The 24,596-nt window shown below is 64.0% G+C and carries 22 protein-coding genes; 16 read left to right on the forward strand and 6 right to left on the reverse strand.

What is annotated here, in order from left to right:
• Nucleotides 1-215: 215 nt before the first annotated feature.
• From IF10I1_RS02300 to IF10I1_RS02315, 5 genes are all read left to right on the forward strand, one after another.
• Nucleotides 216-1,415, forward strand: coding sequence for a multidrug effflux MFS transporter (locus tag IF10I1_RS02300; protein WP_186392414.1), 1,200 nt, complete (start codon nt 216-218; stop codon nt 1,413-1,415).
• 96 nt (nt 1,416-1,511) lie between these two features.
• Entirely contained in the window at nt 1,512-1,637 is a 126-nt protein-coding gene (locus IF10I1_RS23060) for a hypothetical protein (protein ID WP_256387607.1), read from the forward strand.
• Nucleotides 1,638-1,748: 111 nt separating this feature from the next.
• Complete coding sequence (locus tag IF10I1_RS02305; RefSeq protein WP_186392413.1) at nt 1,749-2,783, forward strand: aspartate-semialdehyde dehydrogenase; 1,035 nt, start codon at nt 1,749-1,751, stop codon at nt 2,781-2,783.
• 135 nt (nt 2,784-2,918) lie between these two features.
• The gene (locus IF10I1_RS02310; RefSeq protein WP_186392412.1) at nt 2,919-3,632 is read left to right on the forward strand and encodes a TenA family protein; all 714 of its coding nucleotides are present in this window, start codon (nt 2,919-2,921) and stop codon (nt 3,630-3,632) included.
• Nucleotides 3,633-3,643: 11 nt separating this feature from the next.
• Nucleotides 3,644-4,537, forward strand: a complete 894-nt coding sequence (locus tag IF10I1_RS02315) for a DMT family transporter (protein WP_186392411.1) — start codon at nt 3,644-3,646, stop codon at nt 4,535-4,537.
• Nucleotides 4,538-4,542: 5 nt separating this feature from the next.
• Here the strand turns inward: IF10I1_RS02315 and IF10I1_RS02320 are convergent, their stop codons facing one another.
• Entirely contained in the window at nt 4,543-6,549 is a 2,007-nt protein-coding gene (locus IF10I1_RS02320; RefSeq protein ID WP_186392410.1) for a protein meaA, read from the reverse strand.
• 372 nt (nt 6,550-6,921) lie between these two features.
• Between IF10I1_RS02320 and IF10I1_RS02325 the strand changes: the two genes are divergently transcribed.
• From IF10I1_RS02325 to ccrA, 5 genes are all read left to right on the forward strand, one after another.
• Nucleotides 6,922-8,874, forward strand: coding sequence for a methyl-accepting chemotaxis protein (locus tag IF10I1_RS02325; protein ID WP_186392409.1), 1,953 nt, complete (start codon nt 6,922-6,924; stop codon nt 8,872-8,874).
• Between the two features lie 179 nt (nt 8,875-9,053).
• Nucleotides 9,054-9,485 carry a hypothetical protein gene (locus tag IF10I1_RS02330; RefSeq protein ID WP_186392408.1) on the forward strand — a complete coding sequence of 144 codons (432 nt, stop codon included), beginning with the start codon at nt 9,054-9,056 and terminating at the stop codon, nt 9,483-9,485.
• A gap of 107 nt (nt 9,486-9,592) precedes the next feature.
• Nucleotides 9,593-12,136: a protein translocase subunit SecD gene (gene secD, locus IF10I1_RS02335; RefSeq protein WP_186392407.1), complete on the forward strand. Its 2,544-nt coding sequence runs from the start codon at nt 9,593-9,595 to the stop codon at nt 12,134-12,136.
• 101 nt (nt 12,137-12,237) lie between these two features.
• Nucleotides 12,238-13,953 carry a YbaL family putative K(+) efflux transporter gene (gene ybaL, locus IF10I1_RS02340; RefSeq protein ID WP_050473926.1) on the forward strand — a complete coding sequence of 572 codons (1,716 nt, stop codon included), beginning with the start codon at nt 12,238-12,240 and terminating at the stop codon, nt 13,951-13,953.
• Nucleotides 13,954-14,182: 229 nt separating this feature from the next.
• Nucleotides 14,183-15,502, forward strand: a complete 1,320-nt coding sequence (gene ccrA / locus IF10I1_RS02345; protein WP_208977123.1) for a crotonyl-CoA carboxylase/reductase — start codon at nt 14,183-14,185, stop codon at nt 15,500-15,502.
• A 41-nt stretch (nt 15,503-15,543) separates the two neighbouring features.
• Here ccrA and IF10I1_RS02350 read toward each other — a convergent pair whose 3' ends face one another.
• Nucleotides 15,544-16,467: a response regulator gene (locus tag IF10I1_RS02350; RefSeq protein ID WP_208977122.1), complete on the reverse strand. Its 924-nt coding sequence runs from the start codon at nt 16,465-16,467 to the stop codon at nt 15,544-15,546.
• A 162-nt stretch (nt 16,468-16,629) separates the two neighbouring features.
• Here IF10I1_RS02350 and IF10I1_RS02355 point away from each other — a divergent pair, with 162 nt between their 5' ends.
• Entirely contained in the window at nt 16,630-17,175 is a 546-nt protein-coding gene (locus IF10I1_RS02355; RefSeq protein WP_186392406.1) for a CAP domain-containing protein, read from the forward strand.
• A gap of 77 nt (nt 17,176-17,252) precedes the next feature.
• On the opposite strand, the gene IF10I1_RS02360 is transcribed toward IF10I1_RS02355, so the two are convergent.
• The gene (locus IF10I1_RS02360) at nt 17,253-17,933 is read right to left on the reverse strand and encodes a carbonic anhydrase (RefSeq protein ID WP_208977121.1); all 681 of its coding nucleotides are present in this window, start codon (nt 17,931-17,933) and stop codon (nt 17,253-17,255) included.
• 209 nt (nt 17,934-18,142) lie between these two features.
• Between IF10I1_RS02360 and IF10I1_RS02365 the strand changes: the two genes are divergently transcribed.
• Nucleotides 18,143-19,195, forward strand: coding sequence for a MaoC family dehydratase (locus IF10I1_RS02365; RefSeq protein WP_186424343.1), 1,053 nt, complete (start codon nt 18,143-18,145; stop codon nt 19,193-19,195).
• A 9-nt stretch (nt 19,196-19,204) separates the two neighbouring features.
• On the opposite strand, the gene IF10I1_RS02370 is transcribed toward IF10I1_RS02365, so the two are convergent.
• Both IF10I1_RS02370 and IF10I1_RS23065 read right to left on the reverse strand, forming a co-directional pair.
• Nucleotides 19,205-20,146, reverse strand: a complete 942-nt coding sequence (locus tag IF10I1_RS02370) for a site-specific tyrosine recombinase XerD (protein ID WP_186392405.1) — start codon at nt 20,144-20,146, stop codon at nt 19,205-19,207.
• Between the two features lie 26 nt (nt 20,147-20,172).
• Nucleotides 20,173-20,307: a hypothetical protein gene (locus tag IF10I1_RS23065; RefSeq protein WP_256387608.1), complete on the reverse strand. Its 135-nt coding sequence runs from the start codon at nt 20,305-20,307 to the stop codon at nt 20,173-20,175.
• 153 nt (nt 20,308-20,460) lie between these two features.
• On the opposite strand from IF10I1_RS23065, the gene IF10I1_RS02375 reads away from it, so the two are divergent.
• From IF10I1_RS02375 to IF10I1_RS02385, 3 genes are read left to right on the forward strand one after another with little or no spacing between them, the layout of a single operon-like run.
• On the forward strand, nt 20,461-21,084 hold the full coding sequence (locus IF10I1_RS02375) for a shikimate kinase (RefSeq protein ID WP_348770993.1): 624 nt from the start codon (nt 20,461-20,463) through the stop codon (nt 21,082-21,084).
• The gene (gene aroB / locus IF10I1_RS02380; protein WP_186392404.1) at nt 21,077-22,213 is read left to right on the forward strand and encodes a 3-dehydroquinate synthase; all 1,137 of its coding nucleotides are present in this window, start codon (nt 21,077-21,079) and stop codon (nt 22,211-22,213) included. The genes IF10I1_RS02375 and aroB overlap by 8 nt, the downstream gene beginning before the upstream one ends.
• Nucleotides 22,210-23,544 carry an HlyC/CorC family transporter gene (locus IF10I1_RS02385; protein WP_186392403.1) on the forward strand — a complete coding sequence of 445 codons (1,335 nt, stop codon included), beginning with the start codon at nt 22,210-22,212 and terminating at the stop codon, nt 23,542-23,544. Before aroB ends, IF10I1_RS02385 begins: the two co-directional genes overlap by 4 nt.
• A gap of 7 nt (nt 23,545-23,551) precedes the next feature.
• Here the strand turns inward: IF10I1_RS02385 and IF10I1_RS02390 are convergent, their stop codons facing one another.
• The gene (locus tag IF10I1_RS02390; protein ID WP_050473917.1) at nt 23,552-23,857 is read right to left on the reverse strand and encodes a BolA family transcriptional regulator; all 306 of its coding nucleotides are present in this window, start codon (nt 23,855-23,857) and stop codon (nt 23,552-23,554) included.
• A 144-nt stretch (nt 23,858-24,001) separates the two neighbouring features.
• Here IF10I1_RS02390 and IF10I1_RS02395 point away from each other — a divergent pair, with 144 nt between their 5' ends.
• Nucleotides 24,002-24,592: a J domain-containing protein gene (locus IF10I1_RS02395; protein ID WP_019965379.1), complete on the forward strand. Its 591-nt coding sequence runs from the start codon at nt 24,002-24,004 to the stop codon at nt 24,590-24,592.
• Nucleotides 24,593-24,596: the final 4 nt, after the last annotated feature.

Raw genomic sequence — 24,596 nt, forward strand, 5'->3', positions numbered from 1 at the left:
ACAGAGCGGTGAAGCTTTTGTGACGCAGAACCCCGAACTGCGGCAGTTGCGCCACAGCCCGCAAGGCTCGGGGTGTCAGACTGCAGATAAATTCTGGACAGAAGCCCCCCGCCGGGTTTTTACTCAGGCACTCCTTGCGGATGGCTCAACATCCGCCGGCTGGCCACTTGAGTGCCGCCAGCCATTCCCACGCTCTCCTTTTGCGGACACCCAGGATGACACGCGGCTTCTCGCGCCTTGCCCTTGTGCTTGGCCTGCTTTCCTGCATTGGCCCCTTTGCGGTCGATCTTTATCTGCCGGCCCTGCCGCAGATCACGGCTGGCCTTGGCACGACCGCCAGCGCTGCTCAGATGACGTTTACCGCCTATTTTCTCGCCTTTGGCCTTGCCCAGCTGATCTATGGCCCAATGGCAGACTGGCTGGGCCGCAAGCGTCCTGTTTACGCAGGGCTTGCCGTGTTCATTGCCGGATCGGCCATCTGTGCGCTGGCCCCGGATATCAACTGGCTGGTCTTCGGCCGTTTCGTACAGGCCCTGGGCGCTGCGGCTGCCATGGTCATTCCGCGCGCCATCGTGCGCGACATGCACACCGGCACGGAAGCCACGCAGCTGATGGCGCTGGTGATGCTGGTGATCAGCATCTCGCCGATGCTGGCTCCGCTCACCGGCTCGGCCATCATTGCGGTGGGAAGCTGGCGTTTCCTGTTCGTGGCCCTTGGCCTCGCCGCAGCGCTGGCCATGGCCCTCACCGCCTGGCAGCTGCCCGAAACCCTGCCGCCGGACCGGCGCATGCCGCTGCGGCCGAAAGCTATTTTCGGAGGCTGCCTTGACCTGATGCGCGATGCCCGCTTCCTCGGGCTGACGATGACGGGCGGCTTCGGCATGGCAAGCTTCTTCGTCTTCATCGGCGCGGCCTCGTTTGTCTATACTGGCCATTACGGCATGAGCCCGGTGGGCTTCAGCCTTGCCTTCGCGCTGAATGCCATCGGCTTTTTCGGCACGTCGCAGCTCGCGGCCGGGCTCGGGCGCAAGCATGGCATGGCGCGCGTCGCCTTTCTGGCCGTCACCGGCTTTGCCCTGTGCAACGGGGTGCTGGTGACGCTGGTGGCCTTCGGCTTCGATGCTCTGGCCGTGGTGATGGTACTGCTCTTCCTCGGCAATGCCTGCCTTGGTCTCGTCATTGCGCCCACCATGGTGATGGCGCTGGACGATCACGGCGAGAACGCAGGCCTTGCCTCGTCCCTCGGCGGCACGCTGCAGATGCTGGCTGGCGCCCTGATGCTGGTGCTGGCCAGCCCGTTCTTCGACGGAAGTGTGCTGCCCATGGTGGGCGCCATCGCCGCCTGTGCGGCCTGCGCCTTCATCATCGCCGTCCCCACGCTGGGGCGGAACCGGACCGCACCGTTCCACCCCTGAGGTGGAGCGGCCTCCGGCCAATCAAACATTGACAACAGCCGCAATTCCCGCCAAAAGCGTGGCCGGTCCTGCCGTTAGAGAGTGTGGATTGAGACGATGATGTTCCGGCTTGCTGCCGCAGACATGGGCATTGAGGCGATGGCTCCGGCCAGCGCTGCTGCAGCTCGTCTTATGACCACCGCGACCAAACTCACTAAAACCACCGCTAAAACCACCGTTTGACGGTGCCTCTCGTCCCGCGCTCCCCCGGGATGGGTGGGCGCCGAAGAGCCGGGCAGGTGCCGCGTGTGCGGACCCGCCGGGCAAGCGGGGAGACGGACGAGAGAGGAATTCATGGGCTACAAGATCGCCATTGTTGGTGCCACGGGCAATGTGGGCCGCGAAATGCTGGACATTCTGGCCGAGCGCGGCTTCCCGGCAGCTGAAGTCGTGCCGCTGGCCTCGCGCCGGTCGCAGGGCACCGAAGTCTCCTTCGGCGACAAGACGCTGAAGGTGCAGGCGCTGGAAAACTATGATTTCTCCGACACCGACATCTGCCTGATGTCCGCCGGCGGCAGCGTTGCCAAGGAATGGGCTCCGAAGATCGGCGCACAGGGCTGCGTCGTCATCGACAACTCCTCCGCCTGGCGCTACGACGCGGAAGTGCCGCTGATCGTGCCGGAAGTGAATGCGGACGCAGTTGCCGGCTTTACCAAGAAGAACATCATCGCCAACCCGAACTGCTCCACCGCGCAGCTCGTCGTGGCGCTGAAGCCGCTGCATGACGCGGCCACCATCAAGCGCGTCGTCATCTCCACCTACCAGTCCGTTTCGGGCGCCGGCAAGGAGGCGATGGAAGAGCTGTTCAACCAGACCCGCGCCATCTTTGTGAATGATCCGGTTGAGAACCAGAAGTTCACCAAGCGCATCGCCTTCAACGTCATCCCGCACATCGACGTGTTCATGGAAGACGGCTACACGAAGGAAGAGTGGAAGGTTCTGGCCGAGACCAAGAAGATCCTCGACCCGAAGATCAAGGTCACCTGCACCGCCGTGCGCGTTCCGGTGTTCATCAGCCACTCGGAAAGCGTCAACATCGAGTTCGAGAAGCCGATCACGGCCGATGAAGCACGCGACATCCTGCGCGAGGCGCCGGGCTGCCTCGTCATCGACAAGCGCGAGGACGGCGGCTACATCACGCCTTACGAGACCGCCGGTGAAGACGCCACCTACATCTCGCGCATCCGCGAAGATGCCACGGTGGAGAACGGCCTCAACATGTGGGTCGTGGCCGACAACCTGCGCAAGGGCGCTGCCCTCAACGCCGTGCAGATCGCCGAGGTTCTGGTGAACCGCGGCCTGATCAAGCCGAAGAAGCAGGCCGCCTGATCCTTCTGCACTGAACAGATCCCGTCAGCAAAAGCCCCGGATTGAACCTCCGGGGCTTTTCAGCTTTAAGATGCCCGCCAGAACAGAACGCCGCGCGCGCCGGACAGGCAGCTGCAGCGGCCATGGAGGAAACAGATGACGGGCATCTTGGGCACAGCCGCTGCAGGCCATGCCGCCACGCGCTTTTCGGACCAGCTGGTGCAAGCCGCCGGAGCGGACTGGACCGCGGCAACGGAACATCCCTTCACCCACGCCATCGGCAGCGGCACCATGCCCCGGGACGCCTATGTCCGCTATCTCATCGAGGACTATACGTTCATCACGGATCTGGCGTCCGTGATCGGCTATCTGGTGGCCAAGGCCCCGGACATGGCGGCAAAGCGCCCGCTGGCGGCATTTCTGGCGCTGCTGACCTCGAACGAGAACGACTATTTCATCCGCTCCTTTGCAGCGCTCGATGTGGCGCCGGAGGTCTATCTTGAGGCCGCACAGGGACCCGTCACACGTGCCTTCGCCAGCCTGCTGCTGGAGGCCGCCGAGGCGAGCTACGAGGAAGGGCTTGCGTGCCTGCTCTGCGCCGAATGGGTCTATCTGACCTGGGGCGAACGCGAGGCCCGAAAGCCGCGCCAGGCCGATTTCTGGCTGGCCGAATGGATCGATCTGCACGCCGGCCCCGGCTTCGAGGGCTTTGTCTCGTTCCTGCGCGACGAGATGGACCGGACCGCTTCCCGCCTCACGGAAACTCAGAGAAACCGGGCCATAGAGCGGTTTGTGCACATGTGCGCGCTGGAAAAATCCTTCTTCGACGCGGCCTGGAACGGCCCAGCAGGAGTGGCCCAGCCGGCCTGACCCCCACCATCATGCCCATCTATGAAATCGCCGCGCTCGCGGCGGCGGCCCTCTGGGCTTACGGCGGCATCATCTCCGCCACCCCGTCCTCCCATCTGGGTGCGATTGCCTTCAACCGGCTGCGCATGCTGATGGTCTTTGCCATGCTGGCTGCTGCGGTGACTATTGGTCCCGGATGGAGCTCGCTCGGCTATGAGCACATGGGCGCGCTGGTGCTCTCCGGCCTCATCGGCATCTTCATCGGCGATACGGCCCTTTTCCTGACGCTCAACCGCATGGGTCCGCGCCGCACCGCCATGCTGTTCTCGCTGAACGCACCCATGTCTGCGGTGCTCGGCTGGCTGGTGCTGGGCGAAGCGCTGAGCGGACAGGTGCTGGCCGGTGTCGTCATCTGCTTCGCCGGGGTGATGCTGTCCATCGCCTTCGGCAAGCGCCGGTCGCAGCTGCACACCTGGGAGAGCATCAAGGGGCCTGTGTGGATCGGCCTTCTGCTGGGGCTGGCCGCCGCACTGTCCCAGTCCATCGGCTCGCTCATTGCCCGTCCGGTGATGGAAACGGGTGTTGATCCGGTTGTAGCCTCTGCGGTGCGCATCGGCACCGCCGCACTCGGTCTTGTCTGCCTCGGCGCCCTGCCCTTTGCCTATCTGAAACCGGCGAACCCGCTCACGCTCAGGATTGCCGGCTGGACGGCCCTGTCCGGCTTCATCGGCATGGGTGTGGGCATGACGCTGGTGCTGTTTGCGCTGTCCGGCGGCAAGGTGGGCATCATCTCCACCCTGTCCGCCACGACGCCAGCCCTGCAGCTGCCGCTCCTGTGGTGGCGCACCGGCGAAATGCCGGCCCCCGGCGCCTGGATCGGCGCCGCACTGGTCGTCTTCGGCTGCGGGCTGATGTTCGGGGTGTAGCCCCCTCAGGCCGCCCGCTCTCCCTGCTCGCCGGCAATGCGCACCACATCGGCCATGATGCCGGTGAGCTGGAAGTCCTTCGGGGTGTAGACCGCAGCAACACCCATGGCCTTCAGCGTCCGGGCGTCCTCATCCGGAATGATGCCGCCGACAACGACGGGAACATCGGCAATGCCTGCCGCCCGGAGCCGTTCCAGCACGTCGCGCACCAGCGCCAGATGGGAGCCGGAGAGGATCGACAGGCCGATGACATGCACGCTCTCCTCCAGCGCCGCGTTGACGATCTGCGCCGGGGTGAGGCGGATGCCCTCGTAGACCACTTCCATGCCGCAGTCGCGGGCACGCACGGCAATCTGCTCCGCGCCATTGGAATGGCCATCGAGCCCCGGCTTGCCGACAAGGAACTTCAGCCTGCGGCCCAGCTTGCGCGAGACGGCTTCAACGCTTTCGCGCACCGCCGCCACATCGCCCGCATCATCCCGTGCGGCACGGCCAACGCCGGTGGGGGCGCGGTACTCACCAAAAACCTCGCGCAGCGCTGCTCCCCATTCACCGGTGGTGACACCCGCCTTTGCCGCAGCAATCGAAGGTTCCATGATGTTGCGCCCTTCGCGCGCCGCCGCCTTGAGCCCGGCAATCGCCGCCTCCGCAGCGGCCCCGTCACGGGCGGAACGCCAGGCCTTGATGCGCGCGATGGCTTCATCTTCCACATGGGCAGAAACGGTGAGGATGCCGCCATCTTCCCCGGCCGCCAGTGGCGAGGGCTCGCTTTCTGTCCAGCGGTTGACACCGACGACGATCTGCTCGCCGCTTTCAATCCCGGCAAGCCGGCGGCTGTTCGCCTCCACCAGCTGCTGCTTCATGTAGCTGGTCTCGACGGCAGCGACGGCCCCGCCCATGGCATCGATCCGGGCCAGCTCTGCCCGCGCTTCGGCCTTCAGCTCTTCCACCCTTGCGGTGATGACGGAGGAGCCGTCAAAGATATCGTCATAGTCGAGCAGGTCCGTCTCATAGGCGAGGATCTGCTGCATGCGCAGGGACCATTGCTGATCGAACGGCCGGGGCAGGCCCAGCGCCTCGTTCCAGGCCGGAAGCTGCACGGCCCGGGCACGGGCATTCTTCGACAGAACCACGGCCAGCATCTCGATCAGAATGCGGTAGACGTTATTCTCCGGCTGCGGCTCGGTCAGACCCAGCGAGTTGACCTGCACCCCATAACGGAAGCGGCGGTAGCGCGGATCGGCGATGCCATAGCGGTCGCGGCAGATCTCGTCCCAGAGCTCGGTGAAGGCGCGCATCTTGCACATCTCGGTGATGAAGCGCATGCCGGCATTGACGAAGAAGGAAATGCGGCCCACCGCCTGCGGAAACTCCGCCTCCGGAATGGCCCCGCTTGCCTTCATGCCATCCAGAATGGCGATGGCCGTTGCCAGCGCGAAGGACAGCTCCTGCACCGGTGTCGCTCCCGCCTCCTGCAGGTGGTAGGAGCAGACATTCATCGGGTTCCACTTCGGCATCTCGCTGTAAGTCCAGGCGATCACATCCGTGGTCAGCCGCAGCGAGGGTGCGGGCGGAAAGACATAGGTGCCGCGCGAAAGATATTCCTTGATGATGTCGTTCTGCGTGGTGCCGGCCAGCCGCTTGCGGTCTGCCCCCTGTTCATCAGCCGCCGCCACATAGAGCGCCAGCAGCCAGGGGGCGGTGGCGTTGATCGTCATGGACGTGTTCATCCGCTCCAGCGGAATGTCCTGAAACAGGGTGCGCATGTCGCCCAGATGCGCCACCGGCACGCCCACCTTGCCGACCTCGCCCCGCGACAGCAGGTCATCGGGATCATAGCCCGTCTGGGTCGGCAGATCGAAGGCGATGGAAAGACCGGTCTGGCCCTTGGCCAGATTGGCCCGGTAGAGCCTGTTGGAATCGGCCGCCGTGGAATGCCCCGCATAGGTGCGGAAGATCCAGGGCTCATCCCGCTTCCGGCCGCCCTCGCCCATCGTCTTGTCATCACTCATGCGGACACCCTCCACCCGGCCTGCCGACCGTCATCCATCCCAGCACGATAAGGCCTCAGCGGCACCGGATAAATTCGCCAAAAGTCGCCCTGCTGCGGCGCAATATAATTTCACCAAACGAAATAATTTTCATAAGAAAAATACCGCACCGTACAAATTTGCCGTAACGTCAAATAATAAAAAATTAACACGCACTTACCTCTAGTATAGTTAGGTTGAAATCAGGAACTCAGTCACATGAGATTGTCATTTATCCTTAGAGTCGTTGTCGGAACACTTGCCGCAACGGCATGCCTGATCACAGGATGGATAAGTATTGAATCGAACTCGAGGCTTCAGAAATATAGCCTTGCAAGTGCGCGCGTTAAGACGATGCAGGCCCTGTCTGACATTCCCGCAAATGCGAACGCGGAGCGGGGCCTGATCACTCTTCTTCTGGATTCCGAAAACGCGGCCGAACGCTCGCGCGAGGCCGACGTTGCCAAGAGCCGCCAGCCGACGGATGTTGCCTTCACCAAGGCCTTGGATGCAGCGGCAGAGCTTGCCGCGCTTGAGCCGGCCAGTGCCGCCGCCGCTGACATCGTGAAGAAGAGCCAGGCAGACTGGCTCCAGTTGCGCGCAGCCAATGACCGTTTGGTCTATTCCGCCCCGCTGGAGCAGCGCCGCAAGGCCTCGCAAGAGACTTTCGCAGCCTCGGCGAACATGAACAAGTCGGTGCTGGACACCATCGACCGCGAGATGGAGATCCTTGCCGAAGTCGATGGCGTTGCGCTCAACTACAGCAAGCTGGCCCGCACCGTCTGGCAGCTGCGTGATACCGGTGGCCGTCAGGCCGGCATGATGCAGGGCTTCGTCGTCAGCGGCCAGGCGCTCACGCCCGAGCAGCTTGAGACCTTTACCCGCCTCGATGGCGAAGTCCGCCAGATCTGGAGCGAGATTGTCAAGGAAGCGGACAAGTCCGGCGCAAATCCGGCCGTGAAGGCTGCCATTGCCGGCGCCAAGGCCAACTATGTGGATGCCTTCGCCGCCCTGAAGGCAGATGTGCAGCCGGGCTTTGCCACGGGTGAGTTCAAGATTGACGGCAACGCCTACCGCCAGCGTGGTGTCGCGCTGTGGCCCGCCGTTCTGGCTGTCCGCGATGCCGCCTTCGAAGCAGCCCTGCAGCGCATCGAAATCCTGCGGGCGGATGCTGCCAGCAGCCTTTACTCGACGCTGGCCCTGATGGCCTTCGTGCTGCTGACCGCAGCGGCTGCCTTCTGGATCATTGCGGCCAAGGTCATCCGCCCGATGAGCGCCATGACCGGCGCCATGAGCCAGATTGCCCATGGCAACCTCGACATTCCGATCCCCAGCTCCGGGCGTGAGGACGAGATCGGCGAAATGGCCAAGGCCGTGACCATCTTCCGCGACAATGCCATCCAGATCCGCAGCGCGGAGCAGGAAAAGGAAGAGATGAAGGCCCGGGCAGAAGCGATGCGGCGTCAGGAACTCGATGCCCTTGCCTCCGGCTTTGAAGCCGATGTCATGGGCGTGGCCCAGGCGCTGGCAGAAGCTGCCCTCAATCTGGAGCGCAATGCCGGGCAGATGGGCACCCAGGCCGAGCGCACCTCCAGCCGCGCCGGAGCCGTGGCCGCAGCGTCCGAACAGGCTTCTGCCAACGTCCGCACCGTAGCCGCAGCGACCGAGGAAATGTCGAACTCGACCCGCGAGATCAGCCGTCAGGTGCAGGTATCGGCCGAGATCACCGTCAAGGCCAACACCGAAGCAGCGCGGGCCGGGTCCATGGCCGAGGGTCTGGCTCAGGCGGCCCAGAAGATCGGCGAGATCGTGAACCTCATCAACCAGATCGCCTCCCAGACCAACCTTCTCGCCCTCAATGCCACCATCGAGGCAGCCCGTGCCGGAGAGGCCGGACGCGGCTTTGCCGTGGTGGCGACGGAAGTGAAGGACCTTGCGGCCCAGACCGCCAAGGCCACGGAAGAAATCGCCTCGCTGGTTTCCGACGTGCAGTCGGGCACCTCGAATGTGGTGGGCGCCATTCAGGGCATCCGCTCGGTCGTGGGCGAGATTTCCGACATTGCCGGCATGATCTCCGGCTCCATCGACGAGCAGTACAAGGCCACCACCGAAATCCTGCACAATGTCGAGGAAGCGGCGACCGGCACCGTGGAAGTGTCCCGCAACATCACCGATGTGAACGAAGCCGCGGAACTGACCGGCCACATCGCCCGCGATGTGGTCAGCGCCTCCAACGGCATTTCCAGCCAGGCCGAGGAACTGAAGGGCAAGGTGGAAGGCTTCGTCCGCCGCGTCCGCGCCGGCTGACAGCCACCGCCACCACTGCAAGACAAGGACAGCCCCCGCGCGGGGCTGTCTTCATGTGAGGGCCCCGGCGAAATACCGGTTTTCCGGCCGCAACGGCTGGCAAACGGCAGCATGAGCCCCTATGTTGGCCACATTGCCCGGGTAGAGCGCCCGAGATGGCGGCGTACCCCGGACATGGCATGACACCGGCACACAGCAGACAAGACACAGAAGACAGGATCGCAGGTGCATCGCACCTTGCGCCGGGTCTGTTCAAGCTGCTGCTGCTGGCTTTTCTGGCCGCCCTGCAATGGACGGCCCTGCCGGGACAAATCTCCCGGCCGGATCTGCAAAGGGCCGAGGCCGGACTTGCCAGCGCCGGACAGGCCGCGCAAGCGGCCCAGCGCGCCAGAGACGCCTGGCGCACTGCAACGGCAGAATGGCGCAAGTCCGGGCCGGACCGTCACCTCTCCCCACCTCCGCAAGGGTCTGATCCGGCTGGCCTTGCCCCCTCAGGCACAGAGCACCTTCCGCAGGCCGGACGGCTGGCACAGGCAGCGGTTTCCCCTGCTCTGCCCGCACTGGCACTGCCGCGCGATTTTGATGCCCGCGCCCCTCCGGCTGCGGCCTGACGGAGCATTGCTCCCTTTCTGACCTGACTTTCCCTGTTTTTCTCCACGGCTGACGCTTGCGCAGGACTGGCTCTGCGCGGGCGTGCCGTTCCATGGATCATCACACCATGCGCAAATCACGCTGGGTGCTTGCAGCCTATCTGGCTGTCATCATCTTCGGGCTGCTGGCGGCATTGCCCAATTTCCTGTCTCCCTCACAACTGGCCAGCCTGCCCGGCTGGCTGCCGAAACAGCCCGTCACACTGGGCCTCGATCTTCGCGGCGGATCGCATCTCGTGCTGGAAACGGACACGAAGGCCCTGCTGAAGGACCGGATCGACGATCTGCAGCGGCAGGCCCGTCAGAGCCTGACCAGTGCCGGCATTGCCACATCGTCCCTGCGCGCCGGGGACGGCACCGTCACCATTGCCCTCAAGGATGAAGGGCAGACGGACGCCGCCGTGGAAGCGCTGCGCCCGCTGATCAACGCCGCAGGCGGACTGATGCCCGGCATGGCCGGAGCGCCGGACATGACCATCACCCGCACGGGCAGCGGCACGCTGGAGATGAAGCTGACGGAAGAAGGCATCCGCGACCGCATCAGTGCGGCCGTGGCCCAGAGCCTCGAGATCATCCGCATGCGCATCGATCAGGCCGGTGTCGCCGAGCCCGTGATCCAGCGGGCGGGCGGGGACCGCATCATGGTGCAATTGCCCGGCGTGCAGGACCCGGCCCGCATCCGCGAGCTTCTCGGCAGCACCGCCAAGCTCTCGTTCCATATGCTGGCCGATGCCGCACCGGGCGCACGCCTGCCGGCCGGCGTCAGTCTGCTCCCCGCCGTCAAAGGCGGCACGCAATATCCGGTCGAAAACCGTGTGGCCCTGTCAGGCGAGCGGCTGGCCGATGCAAGGGCAGGCTTTGACCCGCAGACCCGCGCTCCGCTGGTGCTGTTCCGCTTTGACAGCAGCGGCGCAAGGCAGTTTGCCGAAATCACAAAGACCAACACCGGCAAGCCCTTCGCCATCGTGCTGGATGGCAAGGTCTTGAGCGCACCGGTCATCCAGCAGCCGATCACCGGCGGCTCGGGCCAGATCAGCGGCAACTTCACCATTGCGGAAGCTGCAGACCTTGCCGCCCTGCTGCGCGCGGGCGCCCTGCCTGCCCCGCTCACCGTCATCGAGGAGCGGACCGTCGGCGCGGATCTGGGAGCCGATGCCATTGCAAGGGGCGTTGAAACCGGCATCGCAGGCTTCGGCCTGGTGTTTGCCTTCATGATGGTGCTCTACGGCCGCTGGGGTCTTGTCGCCAATTTCGCGCTGGCGCTGAACGTGCTGCTGACGCTGGGCGCCCTCAGCCTGATGGGCGCAACGCTGACGCTGCCCGGCATTGCCGGTATCGTGCTCGGCATCGGCCTTGCGGTGGATGCCAATGTGCTGATCAACGAACGCATCCGCGAGGAAACACGCAAGGGGCTCAGTGCCCATGCGGCGCTCGATGCCGGCTTCAGGCGCGCCTATGCGACGATTGTGGATTCCAACGTCACGGCACTGATCGCAACGATGCTGCTGTTCTGGTTCGGCACCGGCCCGGTGCGCGGCTTTGCCGTCACCATGGGCCTCGGCATCGCCATTTCCATGTTCACCGCCGTGTCGATCGTCCGGGTCATCATGACGGCCATCGTGCGCAGGTGGCGGTTGAAGAAGCTGGTCATCGAACCGCCCTTCGGCTTCCGCCTGATCCCCGACGGCACCAGCATCCGCTTCATGCGCGGGCGCTTCATCGGCATCGGCATGTCCATCTTCCTGTCGCTTGCCTCGGTGGCTCTGCTGATCAAGCCGGGCCTCAACCTCGGCGTCGACTTCCGGGGCGGCATCCAGATGGAGGTGACAACGCAAGGTCCCGCGGATCTTGCCAGCCTGCGCAGCGGACTGGGCGGGCTGGGCCTTGGCGAGATCGCCCTGCAGCAATTCGGCGATCCCACCCACGTCCTCCTGCGGGCCGAGCGCCAGCCGGGCGGCGAGGAGGCGCAGACGGCAGCCGTCAACACCATCCGCAGCAACCTTGCGCAGATTGCACCCGGCTCCCAGGTCGAGCGTACGGAGGTGGTGGGGCCGAAGGTCAGCGGCGAACTGGCGGCAGCGGGCATCCTTGCCGTCATGCTGGCCAGCCTTGCCATGCTGCTCTACATCTGGGCCCGCTTCGAATGGCCCTTTGCGGTCGGCGCCATCGCCACACTGGTGCTGGACGTGACCAAGACGGCCGGCTTCTTCGCGCTCACCGGCATCGACTTCAACCTCACGGCCATTGCCGCGCTGCTGACACTCGTCGGCTACTCGGTCAACGACAAGGTGGTGGTCTATGACCGCATGCGCGAGAACATGCGCCTCTACAAGCAGATGCCGCTGCGGGAGATGATCGACAAATCGATCAACGAAACCCTCGGCCGCAGCCTCTACACCTCGATCACCGCCTTCCTGGCCATGCTGCCCATGGCCATCTGGGGCGGCAGCGCGGTGGAGAGCTTCGCCGTGCCGATGGTGTTCGGCATCGTGGTGGCAGCCAGTTCATCGGTGTTCATCGCCGCGCCGATCCTGCTGTTCCTCGGCGACTGGCGCAAACGCCGCCAGAAAAAGGCGGAAACACTGGCTGCCGAACCGGCGGCGCAAGCCTGAGCCTATAAAAACAACCTGCCCCGCCGCTTTTTGCCGGCGGGGCACTTGCACCGCACGGACGAACTCAATCAAAAAGAAAGTTCCAGAAGGATAACAGCCATATGCCCCATGACACGCCGCTGATTGCCACCATCGTTGCCGGACTTGGCATCGCATTCATTCTGGGGGCAATTGCGAACCGCCTGAGGCTGCCGCCGCTGGCGGGCTACCTGATCGCGGGCGTGCTGGTGGGGCCGCACACACCGGGCTTCGTGGCCGACCAGAATCTGGCGCCCGAACTTGCAGAAATCGGCGTCATCCTGCTGATGTTCGGCGTCGGCCTGCATTTCTCGCTGAAGGACCTTTTGTCGGTGCGGGCGATTGCCGTGCCGGGCGCACTGGTGCAGATCCTCGCCGCGACGCTGATGGGGGCTGGCCTTGCCTGGATGATGGACTGGCCGCTGCGTTCCGGGCTTGTCTTCGGCCTTGCCCTGTCGGTTGCCAGCACCGTGGTGCTGCTGCGCGCCCTGCAAGAGCGCCGCCTCGTTGCGACAGAACAAGGGCGCATCGCGGTCGGCTGGCTGATCGTCGAAGACCTGGCCATGGTGCTGGCGCTTGTCATCCTGCCCGCAATTGCCAGTGTCATCGGCGGGGAAAGCAACATCGCTCCGGATCCGCTGGCCGCCCGTTTCGGCCTTGGCATCTGGGGCGTCCTGGGTCTGACGCTGGTCAAGGTCGCGGCCTTTGTGGCGCTGATGCTGATCATCGGGCGGCGGGTGATCCCCTGGATCCTGCATTACATCGCCCACACCGGCTCGCGCGAACTGTTCCGCCTTGCGGTCCTGTCCATCGCTCTGGGTGTCGCCTTTGGCGCGGCCAAGCTTTTCGGCGTGTCGCTGGCGCTGGGGGCCTTCTTCGCCGGCATGATCCTGAGCGAATCCCAGCTCAGCCACAGGGCCGCCGAGGAATCCCTGCCCCTGCGCGATGCCTTCGCCGTGCTGTTCTTCGTCTCGGTCGGCATGCTGTTCGACCCGGCCAGCATCATCGAGGACCCGCTGCCCGTCATGGCAACGGTCTTCATCATCGTCGCCGGCAAGTCTGTTGCGGCCTTTGTCATTGTCCGGCTCTTCGGGCATTCGCGGGAGACCGCACTGACCATTGCCGCGAGTCTTGCCCAGATCGGCGAGTTCTCCTTCATTCTCGCCGAGCTTGGCGGCAAGCTGAACCTCCTGCCGGACCAGGGCCGCGATCTCATCCTTGCCGGCGCCATCCTGTCCATCCTGCTCAACCCGCTGTTCTTTGCCGCGATCGACTGGCTGAAGCCCAAAACGGAAGCACAGGAGGAAGGTGCCGCCGCTGCACCGGCGGCCCAACCGGCTGAAAAGCAGGCGAAGACGCCGGTCGTGCAGGCCACCAGCCAGACCGGGCATACCATTCTCGTCGGCTTCGGCCGGGTCGGCAGCCTCACCGGGCGGGAGTTGCAGGCTGCAGGGGAACCGCTGCTGGTGATCGAGGATGCGGACAAATCCCTGACTGCGCTGAAGGAAGCCGGCATCGAGGTGATCGTTGGCAATGGCGCGCGTCAGGACGTGCTGCAGGCCGCCAACATCGCAGAGGCCCGGCGGCTGATCATCGCCATTCCCAACGCCTTCGAGGCGGGGCAGATCGTCATGCAGGCCAAGGCCGCCAATCCGGAGATCGACATCATCGCCCGCGCGCATTTCGACGCGGAGGTGGACCATCTCGCCGGCCTTGGTGTCGGCACCATCATCATGGGCGAGCATGAGATTGCCCGGGCCATCGTGGAGAAGGTGACCGGAACGCGTCCGCTCACCTGATCCTGCCCTGCACCCGCCGCCCTGGCCTTCTGTGCACCGCAAAACAGGGCAGACTGCCGTAACGCAAGTTAAGCAATAGTCGTATAGATCAAACGCAATTTTAGACGGATAGTTGCGCGATAGCGGGTCTTTCGCACCCAACCGCTGCTGCGCTGCAATAGTCCTGCGCCGCAGGGAGGCGTGCAAGAGCCGGGCTGGCAGTTTCATGCCGGAGTGGAGGAGGACACCCATGGCGACCGTGGCACAGGCAGCATCGCAGGCCGCATCCGAGGCGAATGACAATCTGACGAAGGGGGACACACCCTTGAAGGATCTTTACGAAATCGGCGAAATCCCGCCCCTCGGCCATGTGCCGGAGAAGATGTATGCCTGGGCCATCCGGCAGGACCGGCACGGCCCGCCGGAAGAGGCCATGAAGCTGGAAGTGGTGCCGACCTGGACGCTCGACAGCCACGAGGTTCTGGTTCTCGTCATGGCCGCAGGCGTCAACTACAACGGCATTTGGGCCGCGCTTGGCGAGCCCATCTCCGTCTTCGGCAGCCACAAGAGCGCCTATCATATCGCCGGTTCCGATGCCTCGGGCATTGTCTGGGCCGTCGGCTCCAAGGTGAAGCGCTGGAAGGTGGGCGATGAAGTCGTCATCCATTGCAATCAGGATGACGGCGACGACGAGGAGTGCAATGGCGGCGATCCGATGTTCTCGCCCACCCAGCGGATCTGGGGCTACGAGACGCCGGATGGCTCCTTCGCCCAGTTCGCCCGCGTCCAGTCGCAGCAGCTGATGCCGCGCCCCAAGCACCTGACCTGGGAAGAGGCCGCCTGCTACACGCTGACGCTTGCGACCGCCTACCGCATGCTGTTCGGCCATGCACCGCACCAGCTGCGGCCGGGCCAGAACGTGCTGGTCTGGGGCGCCTCGGGCGGCCTTGGCGTCTTCGGCGTGCAGCTGGCTGCAGCTGCCGGGGCCAATGCCATCGGCGTCATCTCGGACGAGGACAAGCGCGATTACGTCATGTCGCTGGGCGCCAAGGGCGTGATCAACCGCAAGGATTTCAACTGCTGGGGCCAGCTGCCCAAGGTCAACTCCCCCGAGTTCAACACCTGGACGCAGGAAGCGCGCAAGTTCGGCAAGGCCATCTGGGACATCACCGGCAAGGGCAATGACGTGGACATGGTGTTCGAGCATCCGGGCGAGCAGACCTTCCCGGTCTCGGCTCTGGTGGTCAAGCGCGGCGGCATGGTGGTTTTCTGCGCGGGCACGACAGGCTTCAACATCACCTTCGATGCCCGTTATGTCTGGATGCGGCAAAAGCGCATTCAGGGCTCACATTTCGCCCATCTGAAGCAGGCGTCCGAGGCGAACAAGTTCGTCATCGACCGGCGCATCGATCCGTGCATGTCGGAAGTGTTCGGCTGGGACCAGATCCCCAAGGCCCACACCAAGATGTGGAAGAACCAGCATGCGCCGGGCAACATGGCCGTTCTGGTCAACTCGCCGGTGCCGGGCCTGCGGACCTTTGAAGATGTGCTGGAGGCGGGCAAGCGCTGAAGGTGGTCATCAGTGAGCGGGCGGCCCTCAGGCGGCCCGCATCACGTCATCGCGAACATGCGCACCTGTTTGGAGAAGCGCGAATGGCGCAGACCGAAGAGGTGATGCAGGATGCTGTCCACGTCCGCCGGATAGAAGGGCTTGCGCAGGAAAGCGCGCGCCCGCACCTTCTCGGCAGCTGAATCCAGTGTGTCATTGTATTCGGTCGACATCAGGATCACATCCGAGCCGCGCGCCACGGTCGACAACCGCTCGGCCAGTTCCAGACCCGTCATGTTCGGCATGTTGAAATCGGTGAAGATCACCCGGTAGGGTTTCTCGCTGACCAGCTTGATGGCAGCCGCGCCGTCCCCGGCTTCCACGATGTTCAATTTGAAGATCGACCGCTCCAGCACCTTGCGCACGATCTTGCGGACAGTCGTCGAGTCATCCACGATCAGAACGTCAAAGGGCGTGCTGATGGCCTGAAAGACATCGAGGATATGCTTGACCTGCGCAGCCGTGAAAGGCTTGGCCAGAAAGTCGTAGGCACCGAAGTTCTTGAGCTTGGACTCTGCCGCCTCATCGAGACCATCGGACATGGAGACGGCGAAAGTCTTCGAACCCATGACCTGAATGGCCGCCATGACCTCGACGCCGTTCAGCTGCGGCATGTTGATGTCGAGGAAGGCAATCTGAAATGCGTTCTTGCTCAGAAGCTCGACCGCTTCCTTTCCATCAGCCGCAGCGGTGATGGCAACGTCATAACCTGAATATTGCAGTGCCCGCTCAATAAACTTGCGCACAGTTGCACTGTCGTCTGCAACCAGCACCCTGATTGGCTCTTCAGCTGACGATCCCAAAAAGCTGCCCCGCGATTGCCCGATGTCGAATTTTACCTGCCGGTCTTTTTTTCTGCCGGTATTCATCGCATTTAGAACGCATGATTTGCTTAATTTTCCAGAACCATCCAGCAGAAATTTCATGAATTCCGCGGAGAGGTAGGAAAAAATAACAATACCTCAACCCAAGATACATTTGCCGTGGGAATTCCACGCGCCGTCTATCGCTCAGCGCCGGATTTCCGGCCTAATGTGCACATACGATTCGGCGGGTTGCGGGGCGACCGGACAAGAGGCGACGACAACATGCACTTTGATGAGGAAGCCATCGCTTCCAGGCGCGAGATCCTGATAGGTTCCGTGATGCTGGGCGGCGCGCTGCTGCTGGCTGGCTGCCAGAGCAAGACACCGGCCGACGTCCCGCCCTATTACCGGGATCTGGCACGTGTGAACGCCGTTATCGACCAGGCAACGGCCCAGCAGATGATTTCCCAGTACCGGGAGAACAACGGGCGCGGCCGCGTCGTCGCGGACCCGGTCCTGATCACCCTTGCCCAGCAGCAGGCAAGGGTCATCGCAGCGGCGGATGATATCCGTGCCTCGCTCTACCCGCAGAACCAGCTGAAGAACCGGCTGGATGCCATCGGCGAGAGCAAGTCCTATGGCGTGGAGAACGTCAGCGCCGGTTACCGCACACTGGCTGAGGCCTTCTCCGGCTGGCGCGAGTCGCCCACCCATAACAAGGTGATGCTGGATGAGCGCGTGACCCGCATGGGCATTGCCACCGCCTACAGCCCCTCCTCCAAGTACAAGGTGTTCTGGAGCCTCGTGCTCGTCTCGCCCAGGGGCTGACCTCAGGACGGCACAAAGACAGAAGGGCAGGCGGCGGCTTCTCCACCCCTGCCCTTTCCCGTTCTCTTTCCAGATCATCAGCCTTGCGGCGCCGCAATAATCTCGTAGCCGGGGCAGGTTTCGAACCGCTCGGTCTCCGGGTCCATCACCCGCAGCTCGCCGCTGCCGATATCGAACCAGGCGCCGTGAACCTTGAGAGAGCCGTCGGTGCAGGCCTGATCGATGAAAGGGAAGGTGCGCAGGTTCTTCAGCGACTGGCGCACACCGGCATATTCCATCGCCAGCTGCGGGTCATCCAGCCGGTCCACCGGCATGCAGGCCATGGCGATGGCAGCAGGCTCCAGCAGCTTGATCCAGCGGCCGATGAACTCGCCCGTCGCCAGCGGTGCATTGGCATTCTGCCGGAATGCCTGCACACCGCCGCACTTGGCATGGCCCATGACAACGATATGCTTCACCTTGAGAACGCGCACGGCATATTCCAGCGCGGCACTGGTGCCGTGCTGGCCTTCGGTCTGCTCAAAGGGCGGCACCAGATTGGCAACGTTGCGCACCACGAAAAGCTCGCCGGGACCTGCATGGAACACACCTTCCGGCGCGACCCGGCTGTCGCAGCAGGAAATGACCAGCACCTCGGGCTTCTGGCCATAAATCGCCAGCTGCTCCTGCTGCTCGCGGAAGCGGACATAGCCCTTCTGGAGATAGCGGCCATAACCGTCGATCAGGTCCTGCGGAAACTCGTTTGCCATGTCAGTCATGCTCCTTGCCATCCGGCAGGCCCCAGTATGCGGCGCGGAAGGCGGTTATAAAGGCAGGGGACGCTGCCGCCAACCCCGCGCCTTCCCTGCCCTGCACCTGTCCTCCCTTGCGCCGGCTTGTCCCAAGGCCTTCAACCAAGGTTCCCCTTGCCCCGGAGCCGGGCAGCGGTCTTAATCATCCGCAGATGCAACGATTTGGGAGGCGGAACGTGAGCAAGACCAGCGCGGGCAATTTCTTCGAGGACTTCCGGATCGGCCAGGTGATCCGGCATGCAACCCCGCGCACGGTGACCGCCGGTGACGTAGCGCTCTACACAGCCATCTACGGCCCGCGTTTTGCGGTGCAAAGCTCGAATGCCTTCGCGCAGGAACTGGGCTATCCGGCCGCGCCCATCGACGACCTGCTGACCTTCCACATCGTCTTCGGCAAGACGGTGCCGGACATTTCCCTCAATGCCGTGGCAAACCTCGGCTATGCGGGCGGGCGCTTCCTTGCCCCCGTCTATCCCGGCGACACCCTGTCCGCCGTATCGGAAGTGATCGGCCTCAAGGAAAACTCCAACGGCAAGACCGGCGTCGTCTATGTGCGCTCCACCGGCTACAAGTCCGATGGCACCGAGGTTCTGGACTACGTGCGCTGGGTCATGGTCAACAAGCGGGACCCCGGCAATCCGGCGCCTGCGCCCGTTGTCCCGACCCTGCCCGAGAGCATTGCGCCGGATGCTCTTGGCGATGCGGTGCCGCTGCTCGACACGGCCAACTGGGACAATGATCTGGCCGGCAGCCGCTTCCGCTTTGATGACTATGTGCCCGGCGAACGCATCGACCATGTGGATGGCATGACGGTGGAAGAGGCCGAGCACCAGCTTGCCACCCGGCTCTACCAGAACACGGCCAAGGTGCATTTCAACCAGCACACGGAAGGCAAGGGCCGCTTCGGCAAGCGGCTGATCTATGGCGGCCACGTGATCTCACTAGCCCGCGCCCTCTCCTTCAACGGGCTGGGCTCCGCCTTCCACATCGCCGCCATCAACGCCGGCCGCCACGTGGCACCGCTGTTTGCCGGCAACACGGTCTATGCCTGGTCGGAAGTAATCGATACGGCAACGATCGAGGGCCGGGAAGACGTGGGCGCGCTGCGCCTGCGGCTCGTTGCCACCAGAAACACCCCCTGCGCGGACTTCCCCTATGCCACGGCAGATGGGGTCTATGCGGACAATGTGGTGCTGGACTTCGATTACTGGGCCTTGATGCCGAAGTGACCCCAAACCCTACCGCTTCGCCAGCGGATGATGGGCTTCGACGAGGGCCTGCAGGCGCTCGTCGAGAACATGGGTGTAGATCTGCGTTGTGGAAATATCCGCATGGCCCAGCAGCTGCTGCACGACGCGCAGGTCAGCGCCGTTCTGCAGAAGATGAGAAGCGAAAGCATGGCGCAGCACGTGCGGCGAGACCTTCTGCACATCCAGGCCGATGGAGGCGGCCAGAGCCTTGAGATCGCGGGCAAAGGCCTGACGGGTGAAGTGACCGCTTTCGCCATAGGACGGAAACAGCCAAGGGCTGGCGGTGAAGGCCCCCGCAGCGTTGCGCAAGGCCACATAGTCCTTCATCGCCGCCTGCGCCCTTGAGCTCAGTGGCACGAGCCGCTCCTTGCCGCCCTTGCCCTTGATTTCGATGAGCCGGGCATCGCGCTGCGCCGCCTTCACCGGCAGTGCCACCAGTTCGGACACACGCAGGCCCGTGGCGTAAAGCACTTCGAGCAGCGTATAGAGCCGCGCGGCCCTGAGGCGGCGGCTGGCGGCCGTCTGCAAATCCTCATCGTCCCCCGCCTGCACCGCATCAGCAGAGCTGCGCGCGGCCTCGATCAGCCGGTCCACCTCGTCTTCGGAGAGAACCTTGGGCAGGGACTGGCGGCGCTTCGGCGCCCCTTGCGTGCGGGTCGGATCATCCGTGCGCATGCCTTCGGCATACAGAAACTTGAAATACTGGCGCAGGGCCGAAAGCCGCCGCGCCTGCGAGGACGGCGCAAAACCGCGCCCTGCCAGATCGCCGAGATAGGCGGAAATATCGTCCTGGCCCGCCAACTGCGGCGCGGTGGAGCCCAGAAAGTCCGAAAAATCCTCCAGATCGCGCCGGTAGCTTTCCAGCGTGTTGAGCGCCGCGCCGCGCTCGGCCGCGATCATTTCCAGAAAGGCTTCGATGCTGCTGTTCATGCTGGCTGCACCCTTGTAGCCGCCCGTCAGCGGGCAAAGCCATCCTTCTGCACCCGCACGGTGATCTCCCGCTCGCTCGGATGGACAAAATTCGCCAGCGAAAAGACGATGCCATAGCCAGCAGCCCCCAGAAGGGCCAGAACCAGGATCAGTCGGGTCAAGGTCGGCACGGCAAAAAACCCCAGAGAACCGGCAAGGAGAATCGGCGGCGGCTCGCCTTTCTTTTTGCGGCAGGCAGGCTCCCCTAGCAAGCCGCTTGTTTTTTGCCGGAATATGTTAAAAGGCGCTTCATGAACCGTTCAGGGAGGGCCAAGGTGAACGCAGCCGCATCGGGCACACAGGTGAAGGACGCACGTGCGGCCCGGATCGTCACCGCCCTTGGAAACCGCTCCATCGTGCTTGTCGGCATCATGGGCTGCGGCAAATCCAGCGTCGGGCGCCGCCTTGCCCAGCGCCTGGGCCTTGATTTCGTCGATGCCGATACCGAAATCGAGACGGCAGCCAACATGACGATCTCCGAAATTTTCGCCTTGCACGGCGAGCCGGAATTCCGCCGCGGCGAGGAAAAGGTGATCGCCCGCCTGCTGCAGCAGGGTCCGCAGGTGCTGGCCACCGGCGGCGGCGCCTTCATGAGCGAGGCGACACGCAACGCGATCAGGGCGAACGGTGTTTCTGTCTGGCTGAGAGCCGATCTTGCCACAGTGATGGTGAGGGTCCGCAAGCGCCCGACGCGCCCGCTGCTGCAAAACGCCGATCCGGAAGGCACCATGCGCCAGCTGCTGGAAAAGCGCGAGCCGGTCTATGCCCTGGCGGACACCACCGTCTGGTCCCGGGAAGTGCCGCATGAAGTGGTGATGGAAGACGTGATTTCGGCTGTCGAAAGCCATCTGAACCTGCGCACAGGCGGGACGAACAGCGAAGAGGGCCAAAATGGCTGACAGACTTGAGACCACGGCAGAGCCGGTGACCGTGCCGGTGAACCTCGGCGAGCGTTCCTATGACATCGTCATCGGCCGCGATGTGCTGACGAGCGCCGGTGCGCGCATTTCAGCCCTCATGCCGGGCGCAAGGCTCGCCGTCATCACCGACGAAACCGTCGCCCGCACCCATCTGCCCGCGCTGTCGGCCAGTCTGAAGGCAGCAGGACTGGAACACACGGTCATCACCGTGCCACCGGGCGAGCAGACCAAATGCTATGCCCAGTTCGAGCGCCTGTGCGACGAGGTTCTGGCTGCACGGCTGGAGCGCGGCGACGCGGTTCTCGCCTTTGGCGGCGGCGTCGTGGGGGATCTGGCAGGTTTCGTGTCGGCTTCCGTGCGCCGGGGCATGACCTTCATCCAGATGCCGACCACGCTGCTGTCCCAGGTGGATTCCTCCGTCGGCGGCAAGACGGGCATCAACTCCCGCCATGGCAAGAACCTGATCGGCGCCTTCCACCAGCCCGCCCTGGTGCTGGCCGATACGGCCATTCTCGACACGCTTTCGGACCGCGAATTCCGCGCCGGCTATGCCGAAGTGGTGAAATACGGCCTTCTGGGCGATGCAGACTTCTTCGAATGGCTCGACCTCAACTGGAAGGGCATCTTCGACGGCACCTCCGCCCGTGAGGAAGCCGTGGCGCGCTCCTGCGCCGCCAAGGCAGCCATTGTCGGCGCCGACGAGCGGGAAAGCGGCCAGCGGGCGCTGCTGAACCTTGGCCACACCTTCGGCCACGCGCTGGAATCAGCGGTCGAATATGACGGCACCCGGCTCGTGCACGGCGAAGGCGTGTCCATCGGCATGATGCTGGCGCATGAATTCTCCGCCCGCCTCGGCCTGCTGCCGCAGGCGGATGTGGAGCGGGTGGAAGCCCACCTGATCAAGGTGGGTCTGCCCGTCCGCATGCATCAGATCCCCGGCCAGCTGCCGCCGGCCGAAACCCTCCTCGACAGCATAGCCCAGGACAAGAAGGTCAGCCGCGGCGCCCTGACCTTCATCCTGACCCGGGGCATCGGCCAGGCCTTCGTTGAAAAAGGCGTGGACCCGGCCGCCGTGCTTGAATTCCTGAAGGAGAAACTTCAGCGATGAACGACACCACCCTCTGGTTCACCGGCGGCTCCATCCTGTTCCTGCTCGTTCTGTCCGGATTTTTCTCCGGCTCCGAGACAGCCCTGACGGCAGCTTCCCGCGCGCGCATGCACCAGATGGAAAAGGCCGGTGACAGCCGCGCCGGCATCGTCGGCAAGCTGATTGCCGCCCGTGAGCGCCTCATCGGCGCGCTGCTTCTGGGCAACAACATCGTCAACATTCTGGCGTCATCGCTGGCCACCAGCCTGTTCCTCAGCCTTTTCGGCGAGGCGGGCGTGGCGCTGGCGACGCTGGTCATGACCGTGCTCGTCGTCGTTCTTTCGGAAGTGATGCCCAAGACCTGGGCCATTTCCAACCCGGACCGCTTCGCCCTGGCCGTTGCCCGGCCGGTGCGGATCATCGTTGCCATCTTCGGCCCGGTCGTCATGGGCATCGAAGTCATCGTCCGGCTGCTGATGCGGGCCATCGGCATCCGGGTGGACGACAACACCTCGATCCTGTCTCCGCACGAGGAACTGCGCGGCGCCGTGGACCTGCAGCATCTGGAGGGCGGGCTGGTCAAGGCCGACCGCGACCGTCTGGGCGGGCTGCTGGACCTTGCCGAACTGGAAGTCTCCGACGTCATGGTCCACCGCACCAATATGATGGCGCTCAACGTGGATGATGATGTCTCCCGGATCGTCGATGCTGCGCTCGCCGCGCCCTACACCCGCATGCCGCTGTGGCGCGGGGAGAGCGACAATTTCGTCGGCGTGCTGCATGCCAAGGATCTGCTGCGCGCCCTGAAGGCGGCCGATGGCGAGTTCGGCAAGCTGGACATGATGAAAATCGCCACGCCACCCTGGTTTGTGCCCGACACCACAAACCTGCAGGACCAGCTCAACGCCTTCCTCAAGCGCAAGTCCCATCTGGCCTTCGTCATCGACGAATATGGCGAGGTCATGGGCCTCGTGACGCTGGAAGACATTCTGGAAGAGATCGTCGGCGAGATCGCGGACGAGCATGACGTGGAACTGAGCGGCGTGCGCCCGCAGGCGGACGGCTCGGTCATCGTCGACGGATCGGTGACGATCCGTGACCTCAACCGCGCCAATGACTGGGCTCTGCCGGATGACGAAGCGACAACCATCGCCGGGCTTGTCATCCATGAGGCGCGGATGATCCCCGAGGAGCGCCAGATCTTCACCTTCCACGGCTTCCGCTTCACGGTGCTGCGGCGGGAGAAGAACCGCATCACCCGCCTCAGGGTCATGCCGCTGTCGGCCAAGGATCAGCGCCCTGCGCCGCAGAAGCGAGAGACAAAGGCGGCCTCCGGCAGCGCTTCGGGCTGAATGCAGCTCAGCCGGCCGGCTGGCTGACCTGACGGGCGCGCGGGTCCGGTTCATCCGGCGTGCGGGCCTCGATGGCCAGGGCATGCAGCCCTTCGGCAAAGAACTCCGCAGCCGCCTCATTGATGGCGCGGTGGCGGGCCACACGGCTCATCCCGGAGAAAGCCTCGGCCACGATACGGATGCGGAAATGGGTCTCGCCGCCCTCCCGCCAGCCGCCGTGCCCCTTGTGCCGGTCCGATTCGTCCAGAACGTCCAGCGCAGCGGGGGAAAAGATCGAAGTCAGCCTTTCGGCCATGCGGGTCTTGATACTCATGGCATCCCGTGTGAGTTATGGGCTTCATGCCCTGTGGCACCGGCACCACGCGCCGGACCGCAAGGCCTGTTCCGATACTCATTCCTCCCCTTTATTGTCCGGGTCAACCTTGTTCCGGGCACAAGCCCTGTCCATAATCACCGCATGAAACTGGATTCCAAAATCTTCGACCGCATACGCGTCAAGCCGGACAGGGACCGGCTCGAAGAGGATACCTATCCCACCTGCCAGTTCCCGGGGTGCAACCGCCCCGGAACCCACCGCGCGCCGCAAGGCCGCGACCGGGAAGGCATGTTCTTCAATTTCTGCGTCGACCATGTGCGCGAGTACAACAAGTCCTACAATTATTTCTCCGGCATGAGCGACGATGCGGTGCGCGCCTATCAGAAGGATTCGCTCACCGGCCACCGTCCCACGTGGAAAATGGGCGTCAACCGGCAGGCGGCGGACGGGCCGGATGGGTTTGATCCGAGGGCCACGGGCCGCCAGCGCGCCCATGCGCGGCAAAATGCCGAACATGTGTCGCGCGCAAGAAAGCTACTGGCCCTTGAAAAGCGGTCCTTTGATGTGCTCAATCTTCCCGGAGAGGCACGCGGAGACGAAATCAAGGCGCGCTACAAGGAATTGGTGAAATTGCATCATCCGGATGCCAATGGCGGGGATCGTTCTTCCGAGGACCGCCTGCGGGAAATCATTCAGGCCTATAACGTCCTGAAGAAAGCCGGTTTCTGTTAGCCCG

This window comes from Pannonibacter sp. I15F10I1 (assembly GCF_900185665.1).
GTDB lineage: Bacteria > Pseudomonadota > Alphaproteobacteria > Rhizobiales > Stappiaceae > Pannonibacter > Pannonibacter indicus.

Bases quoted from the DNA above. Each gene is read 5' to 3' on its own strand.
- IF10I1_RS02305 (WP_186392413.1), top strand. From the start codon at position 1,749: ATGGGCTACAAGATCGCCATTGTTGGTGCCACGGGCAATGTGGGCCGC.
- IF10I1_RS02300 (WP_186392414.1), top strand. From the start codon at position 216: ATGACACGCGGCTTCTCGCGCCTTGCCCTTGTGCTTGGCCTGCTTTCC.
- IF10I1_RS23060 (WP_256387607.1), top strand. From the start codon at position 1,512: ATGATGTTCCGGCTTGCTGCCGCAGACATGGGCATTGAGGCGATGGCT.
- IF10I1_RS02320 (WP_186392410.1), bottom strand. From the start codon at position 6,549: ATGAGTGATGACAAGACGATGGGCGAGGGCGGCCGGAAGCGGGATGAG.
- aroB (WP_186392404.1), top strand. From the start codon at position 21,077: ATGGCTGACAGACTTGAGACCACGGCAGAGCCGGTGACCGTGCCGGTG.
- IF10I1_RS02355 (WP_186392406.1), top strand. From the start codon at position 16,630: ATGCACTTTGATGAGGAAGCCATCGCTTCCAGGCGCGAGATCCTGATA.
- IF10I1_RS02395 (WP_019965379.1), top strand. From the start codon at position 24,002: ATGAAACTGGATTCCAAAATCTTCGACCGCATACGCGTCAAGCCGGAC.
- ybaL (WP_050473926.1), top strand. From the start codon at position 12,238: ATGCCCCATGACACGCCGCTGATTGCCACCATCGTTGCCGGACTTGGC.
- IF10I1_RS02385 (WP_186392403.1), top strand. From the start codon at position 22,210: ATGAACGACACCACCCTCTGGTTCACCGGCGGCTCCATCCTGTTCCTG.
- IF10I1_RS02360 (WP_208977121.1), bottom strand. From the start codon at position 17,933: ATGACTGACATGGCAAACGAGTTTCCGCAGGACCTGATCGACGGTTAT.
- IF10I1_RS02325 (WP_186392409.1), top strand. From the start codon at position 6,922: ATGCAGGCCCTGTCTGACATTCCCGCAAATGCGAACGCGGAGCGGGGC.
- secD (WP_186392407.1), top strand. From the start codon at position 9,593: ATGCGCAAATCACGCTGGGTGCTTGCAGCCTATCTGGCTGTCATCATC.
- IF10I1_RS02350 (WP_208977122.1), bottom strand. From the start codon at position 16,467: ATGAAATTTCTGCTGGATGGTTCTGGAAAATTAAGCAAATCATGCGTT.
- IF10I1_RS02315 (WP_186392411.1), top strand. From the start codon at position 3,644: ATGCCCATCTATGAAATCGCCGCGCTCGCGGCGGCGGCCCTCTGGGCT.
- IF10I1_RS02330 (WP_186392408.1), top strand. From the start codon at position 9,054: ATGACACCGGCACACAGCAGACAAGACACAGAAGACAGGATCGCAGGT.
- IF10I1_RS02390 (WP_050473917.1), bottom strand. From the start codon at position 23,857: ATGAGTATCAAGACCCGCATGGCCGAAAGGCTGACTTCGATCTTTTCC.
- IF10I1_RS02310 (WP_186392412.1), top strand. From the start codon at position 2,919: ATGACGGGCATCTTGGGCACAGCCGCTGCAGGCCATGCCGCCACGCGC.
- ccrA (WP_208977123.1), top strand. From the start codon at position 14,183: ATGGCGACCGTGGCACAGGCAGCATCGCAGGCCGCATCCGAGGCGAAT.
- IF10I1_RS02370 (WP_186392405.1), bottom strand. From the start codon at position 20,146: ATGAACAGCAGCATCGAAGCCTTTCTGGAAATGATCGCGGCCGAGCGC.